The organism is Corynebacterium sp. UMB9976, assembly GCF_030212265.1.
In the GTDB taxonomy this organism is placed as follows: domain Bacteria; phylum Actinomycetota; class Actinomycetes; order Mycobacteriales; family Mycobacteriaceae; genus Corynebacterium.
This window is the reverse complement of the sequence record NZ_JASODY010000038.1, coordinates 1-3,665: the sequence shown is the minus strand read 5'-3', so window position 1 is coordinate 3,665 and position 3,665 is coordinate 1. Positions and strand designations below refer to the sequence as shown.

The following is a 3,665-nucleotide window of genomic DNA, read 5'->3' as shown; positions in this document are numbered from 1 at the left end:
ACTTGAAATCCGTCATCGTTCCGTCCGTCCAATCTCCGCCAAGCATGCTCAAGCTTCACGATTTTTGCAACAGAGCCCTCCCGGAAGCTCTGGGGGGAGTTTCGATGACTGAGCGGGTGGCCGAACAAGTGCGGCGACTGCTGCACGAGCAGCCGGAGCTTGAAGTCGTGTTCACCGATGCGCTCACCGCCGACAGTTACCTCCACAGTGGGCGCAGCGGCCGCCCAGTGCTGTTCCTGCACACGGCGCACCGCCAGCTCGTTGACGAGCTGCGCGGCCGCGGTGATGACCCCGGCCGACCGCACTAGTCCAATGGGCGGGAGGCGTTGCGCAGCTCGTCGACGACTTCGCGATGCTGTGGGTGTACGAACAGGATGAGGGCCTGGCCGTGCGTGCTCAGAAGATGACTGTCGACGGTGATTGCGTCCACGAATCGGATGTCGACGGCAGGATCTTCCAGGAGGGCGCGGCGAATTGCCGCGAGGGTGCGAGCGACGGTCATGGCCGTGTCGGCAGGCTAGTGGGCCGCGCCGAGTTCGACGAGGAGGACGCCGCCGATGATGAGGGCGATGCCGAGCGCCATGACCCAGGTGAAGGGCTCTTTGAACAGGAACTTGCTGGCCACTGCGGTGAGGGCGACGCCGGAGGCGGCCCAGATGCCGTAGGCAACACCGATGCCGAGCCCGAGGGCAAGGACTTGGGTGAGGAAGAAGAACGCGCCGAGGTAGCCCACGACGACGGCGATGTAGAACAGTTTCCGTCCGCCGGTTGCCAGGCGCAGGGAGAGCGCCGCGCCGACTTCGAGGACGATCGCGAGGATGAGGAAGAGCCAGACCATCAGATGCTCGCCTCCCTCTTGCGCTGCGCCGCTTGCGATCCGAGTTCGACGGTGAGAACACCGCCGATGATCAACGCCAGGCCGAGGATCATCACGCCGGTCAAGGGCTGTCCGAACAGAAGTGCCGCCAGCACCGCCGTCAGGGCGACGCCCATCGCGCCCCAGATCCCGTACGCAACCCCGAGGGCCATCCCCTCGCGTAGAACGAGCGCGAGAAGCGTGAACGCGCCGACGTAGCCGATCGCGACGAGGATGTACCAGGCGGGGTGGTCCTGGCCGGCTTGGAGGGCGAGGGAGCCGGCGACTTCACTGATGATCGCGCCGGCAAGCAGGAGCCATTTCTTCATAGTCAGTCCTTCACGAGGTTGTGGGCGAAGGCGCGGAGCTGCGCCAGGTCGCCGGGGGTAGGAGGGGAGACGTTGGCGGCTTCGGCAAGCCACCCGCCGTCGGCCAGGAGGCGGGCGGCGAGCAACCGGGTGCGTTCGTCCGGGGCGACGTCATCGGGCACGACGAGCCAGGGCGCGAGACGTTCGGCCCAGCGCTGCGTGAGCGAGCGGCGCAGCTTCGGATCACTCATCGCCACCAGGTCGGTTTCATCGAAACCCCCGGACAGTGACCAGTCGACATACGCGCCGATGCGCGCGGCCGGCGCCGCGCCCTCCGGCGACGACCCGAGGCGTGCGACCAGCGCCTCTTCCCAGCGGTCCAAAACGGAGTCCACCAGGGCGAGCATGAGGGCTTCCTTCGTGGGGAAGTGATACATCACCCCCGGCTTGGTCAGCCCCACACTTCGGGCCACGGAATCCAGAGACACCGCCCGCCCCTCGTCGAGCTGAGAGAAGGCGGCCGCCAGGATCGCGGGGCGAGGATCGGTGCGCATGAGTGTAGGTTACCATTCGGAAGGTAACCAGGCCATCCAGCAGATTGCCGGCGCATAGGTTCATCACCGCGAGCCGAGTAGGCCGAAAACGATCGTTTTCGGGCAGCCGTGCCGGACGGCCCGCCGAGGCAGCGACACGCCGTTATCTGACCGACCGAAACCTATGACCGAAACCAACCCCGACCCGAAACCCGACCTATACCGTTTGCGGGCAGGCCGGTAAAATCAGGAGTACACCAGGAGGTGCAGCATTATGTCGCAACCATCATTTGACGTAGAGGCCCGCTGGCCCGAGCTGTTCGACCAGCTCGACGCTGACCAGCGCCGAGCCGTTGTGCGCTCGCTCGCGGCAGGCTGGCATGAGGGATGGGAGCCGAACCGCGAAGACGTGGCCGACCTCATCGACTACACGCGCGGCGCGCTGACGTTCGAGGACTACGAGGCGCGCACCGCCGCTAAGGCGGCGCGCATCGCCGGAGCGGCCGCTACGCTCTGATGCCGCACCAGTTCGATTCGTGGGAGTCATACTTTTACCCGGAGACGTACAACGCGCAGACCCGCAATGGCGTGCTGCGCAACATACCGGACATTCGAGACGCCGCAGCGCTGCGCACCTACGACTACCGCATGTCGTTTGCGCGCCGCATCGAGCTTGAGTTGCGCCCGGAGCTTGTGACTCGCACGTTCGACGGCGAGCACATGAAGCAGATTCACGGCCACCTCTTCGGCTCGACCTTTGAATGGGCTGGTCAGTACCGAACGGTGAACATGGCGAAGGGCGGCGGAGCCGCTTTCGCTGATGCTCACAACGGCGCGATAGACGCCTACTTAGACAACGTGCGCGTGATGGTCGAGCGCACCGATTGGGCGCAGCTCAGCCACGCCGAGTTCTCGGAGCGCGCCGCCGAAATCTTCGCCTGGACAAACCAGAGTCATCCGTTCAGAGAGGGCAACGGACGCACTACCAAGGTGTTCATGGAGCACGTTGCGGAGCGCTCACCGTACACGCTTGAGTTCGAGCGCGTGCCCGAGGAAGTTTGGAATATGGCATCGGCCGCGACGCGGCCGCCGCTGGGGGAGTACCTACCCAACCATGTTCCGATGGTGCCCGTGTTCGAGCACGCGGCCGTGCCGCGGTCGAACGTGCTGATGCACGAGGGCGGCCGCGTCACAGGCGACGCAGCGCCCGAGAAGCCGATGACGCTTGGAGAGCGCATCGAGCGCAAGGTGAACGAGCTGCGCGAGGCTCGGCCGAGCAAGCCGAAGCACGCAGCAGATCGCGGCCGGGATATGCCCGAGCTGGGCGACGGATCGAAGCCGAAGCCGCCCGAGCGTGGCCCGAGCTTAGGACGATAGCCGTGAGGCTCGGATATACCCGTGTCAGCACCCGCGAGCAGAATGCAGACTCGCAGATCGCCCGCCTCGAACAGGCAGGGTGCGAACGAATTTTCGTTGACGTTGGCTATTCAAGTCGCGTTGAGGATCGACCCGATTGGATCGAGTGCCGGAAGATTCAGCGCCCCGGTGATGAGCTGGTGATTCCCTCGCTCGACCGCGTGGCAGGCACTGACAGCATCGCTATCTCGGTTATCCGTGACCACGCAGCGCGTGGCGTGAAGCTGCGCAGCCTCGATGAACCGTGGATGGACATAGACCCGTCAACAGCGATGGGTGAAGCCATGCTCAAGATCATGGCGACGCTCGCGCAGCTTCGCGTCGATATGATCCGTGAGAACACCCGCAGAGGCGTCGAGCACGCGCGCTCCCAGGGTCGCGTCGGCGGCCGCCCGACCGTCATGACACCCGAGCGCATCGCAATGGCGAAGACCATGCGGGAGGCTGACCCGCCGATGAGCTACGAGCAAATCGCGGGCTCTGTTGCAAAGATTGGCGGCAGTCAGAGGTAGGCTGTCGCTCTGCGCCGATCAGGCGGCTGCTGCGAAATGG

Annotated in this window: 8 protein-coding genes; 4 read left to right on the top strand and 4 right to left on the bottom strand. The window is 65.1% G+C overall.

The window, feature by feature from the left end; translation table 11 throughout:
- On the top strand, positions 1-308 hold a 308-nt coding region (locus QP140_RS09625; RefSeq protein WP_262370461.1), incomplete at its 5' end, for a hypothetical protein.
- Here the strand turns inward: QP140_RS09625 and QP140_RS09620 are convergent.
- From QP140_RS09620 to QP140_RS09605, 4 genes are read right to left on the bottom strand one after another with little or no spacing between them, the layout of a single operon-like run.
- The gene (locus QP140_RS09620) at positions 305-502 is read right to left on the bottom strand and encodes a hypothetical protein (RefSeq protein ID WP_005053846.1); all 198 of its coding nucleotides are present in this window, start codon (positions 500-502) and stop codon (positions 305-307) included. The genes QP140_RS09625 and QP140_RS09620 overlap by 4 nt on opposite strands.
- Positions 503-517: 15 nt before the next feature.
- Positions 518-838, bottom strand: coding sequence for a DMT family transporter (locus tag QP140_RS09615; protein WP_019160223.1), 321 nt, complete (start codon positions 836-838; stop codon positions 518-520).
- The gene (locus QP140_RS09610; protein ID WP_005053852.1) at positions 838-1,185 is read right to left on the bottom strand and encodes a DMT family transporter; all 348 of its coding nucleotides are present in this window, start codon (positions 1,183-1,185) and stop codon (positions 838-840) included. Before QP140_RS09610 ends, QP140_RS09615 begins: the two co-directional genes overlap by 1 nt.
- 2 nt (positions 1,186-1,187) lie before the next feature.
- Positions 1,188-1,718 (bottom strand): TetR/AcrR family transcriptional regulator, encoded by a 531-nt coding sequence (locus QP140_RS09605; RefSeq protein WP_019174037.1) that lies wholly within the window; start codon positions 1,716-1,718, stop codon positions 1,188-1,190.
- Positions 1,719-1,971: 253 nt separating this feature from the next.
- Between QP140_RS09605 and QP140_RS09600 the strand changes: the two genes are divergently transcribed.
- The 3 genes from QP140_RS09600 to QP140_RS09590 are packed head-to-tail and all read left to right on the top strand — an operon-like array spanning position 1,972 to position 3,625.
- On the top strand, positions 1,972-2,214 hold the full coding sequence (locus QP140_RS09600) for an antitoxin VbhA family protein (RefSeq protein WP_019174038.1): 243 nt from the start codon (positions 1,972-1,974) through the stop codon (positions 2,212-2,214).
- Positions 2,214-3,074, top strand: a complete 861-nt coding sequence (locus tag QP140_RS09595; protein ID WP_070424185.1) for a Fic/DOC family protein — start codon at positions 2,214-2,216, stop codon at positions 3,072-3,074. Before QP140_RS09600 ends, QP140_RS09595 begins: the two co-directional genes overlap by 1 nt.
- Before the next feature lie 2 nt (positions 3,075-3,076).
- Positions 3,077-3,625, top strand: a complete 549-nt coding sequence (locus tag QP140_RS09590) for a recombinase family protein (protein ID WP_070758718.1) — start codon at positions 3,077-3,079, stop codon at positions 3,623-3,625.
- The last annotated feature ends 40 nt before the right edge of the window (positions 3,626-3,665 follow it).

Coding starts and splice junctions, on each gene's coding strand:
- QP140_RS09610 (WP_005053852.1), bottom strand. CDS start 1,185: ATGAAGAAATGGCTCCTGCTTGCCGGCGCGATCATCAGTGAAGTCGCC.
- QP140_RS09600 (WP_019174038.1), top strand. CDS start 1,972: ATGTCGCAACCATCATTTGACGTAGAGGCCCGCTGGCCCGAGCTGTTC.
- QP140_RS09595 (WP_070424185.1), top strand. CDS start 2,214: ATGCCGCACCAGTTCGATTCGTGGGAGTCATACTTTTACCCGGAGACG.
- QP140_RS09605 (WP_019174037.1), bottom strand. CDS start 1,718: ATGCGCACCGATCCTCGCCCCGCGATCCTGGCGGCCGCCTTCTCTCAG.
- QP140_RS09620 (WP_005053846.1), bottom strand. CDS start 502: ATGACCGTCGCTCGCACCCTCGCGGCAATTCGCCGCGCCCTCCTGGAA.
- QP140_RS09615 (WP_019160223.1), bottom strand. CDS start 838: ATGGTCTGGCTCTTCCTCATCCTCGCGATCGTCCTCGAAGTCGGCGCG.